General features: G+C 73.4%; 2 protein-coding genes. Both read right to left on the reverse strand.

The features are described from left to right. Positions 1-77: 77 nt before the first annotated feature. A complete protein-coding gene (pspAB, locus tag ACYVE9_RS19065) occupies positions 78-638 on the reverse strand; it encodes a PspA-associated protein PspAB (protein ID WP_461029096.1) in 561 nt (186 codons plus the stop codon). 1 nt (position 639) lies between these two features. After that, positions 640-1,393, reverse strand: a 754-nt coding sequence (locus ACYVE9_RS19070; RefSeq protein ID WP_461029097.1) for an LLM class flavin-dependent oxidoreductase, incomplete at its 5' end; no start/stop codon positions are given.

The raw sequence follows: 1,393 nt of genomic DNA on the forward strand, positions 1-1,393 counted from the left end.
CGCGTCGCCGCCGACCCCGCCGGCCCGCCACGGACGTCAACGCCCGGCCGCGCCACGGGCCCCACGGGCCCGCTCCGTCACAGCCCGGGGGCGCCCCAGACCGGGAACCAGCGGCTCAGGTCCTGCTCGACGGTCAGGTCCTCGGTGAGCAGCGCCTTCGTCTGGAGTTCCAGGGCGTTGTCCCTCCGCTCGCCACCGCCCGGCAGCGGCGCGAAGGGGTAGAACGTGCCGCGCTTGTACAGGTACACCAGTGCCAGCGACCGGTCGTTCTCGTCGCGGAAGCCGACCAGCGAGCACAGCAGCTGCGGACCGAACCCGGCGTCCTGGAGGTAGGTGTTCACCGCGTGCAGGTCGTTGACCAGTGACGCGGTCTCCTCCGGGGCGTGCCGGCAGAGCACCCAGGTGTAGCCGAAGGAGTCCTGGCTGAACTCGGCCGTGCCGAGCAGCTGCCGCACCTCGTCCTGGAGCCGGGAGAACGCGCCGCCCTCCACGCCCGCGAAGCACACCGAGCCGAGTCCGGTGGGTGCGAAACCGCCGCCGGTCTCCAGGGTGATGGCGGCGGACGGCAGCGCGAACAGCTGGTCCAGATCGGGCCGGGCCGGCTTGCGGCGCCCGAAGAGCGCGTCCAGGAAACCCATGTCAGCCCTCTCGCCGCAGTTGCTCGGCGCCTTCGACGGCGATGGCCTCGAACGTCTGCTGCGACGCCTCGAAGATCGTGCCCGGCACGGGCCAGTGCAGGACGAGCTCGTCGATGCCGAGTGCCGCGTGGGCCCCGGCGAAGTCGACGAAGGCGTCCACCGAGTCCAGCAGCCGCTCGGGCGTGAAGCCGGTGAGCAGCACCTTGGCCAGCTCCGCCGGGTCGCGGTCCTGTTCCCCGCACGCCTGCACGAGCCGGTCCAGCTGGGCGGCGATGGCGGCACGGGACTGGGCGGGGGTGCCGTCGGGTCCGACCTTCGGGTCCCCGGTGGTGACCCATGCCTGTCCGTGCCGGGCGGCGAGCCGCATGCCGCGGGGGCCCGTGGCGGCGACGGCGAACGGCAGCCGCTTGCGCTGCACGCAGCCGGGGATGTTGCGCGCCTGGCGGGCGGCGTAGAAGTCGCCCTCGAAGGTGGTGGCGTCCTCGGTCAGCAACCGGTCCAACAGCGGCACGAACTCGGCGAACCGGTCGGCGCGCTCCCGCGGTGTCCAGGGCTGCTGGTCGCCGCCGAGCAGCACGCTCGCGTCGTAGCCGTTGCCGCCCGCCCCGATGCCCAGCGTCACCCGGCCGCCCGAGATGTCGTCGAGCGACATCAGTTCCTTCGCCAGGGTCACCGGGTGGCGGAAGTTCGGCGACGTCACCAGGGTGCCCAGCCGCAGCCGCTCGGTGGCGGTGGCGGCGGCCGTCAGCGTGGGC

The sequence above is a fragment of the Streptomyces sparsus genome (assembly GCF_054776295.1).

Excerpts from the sequence above, each read along its gene's own strand:
- pspAB (WP_461029096.1), bottom strand. The coding sequence starts at position 638 with ATGGGTTTCCTGGACGCGCTCTTCGGGCGCCGCAAGCCGGCCCGGCCC.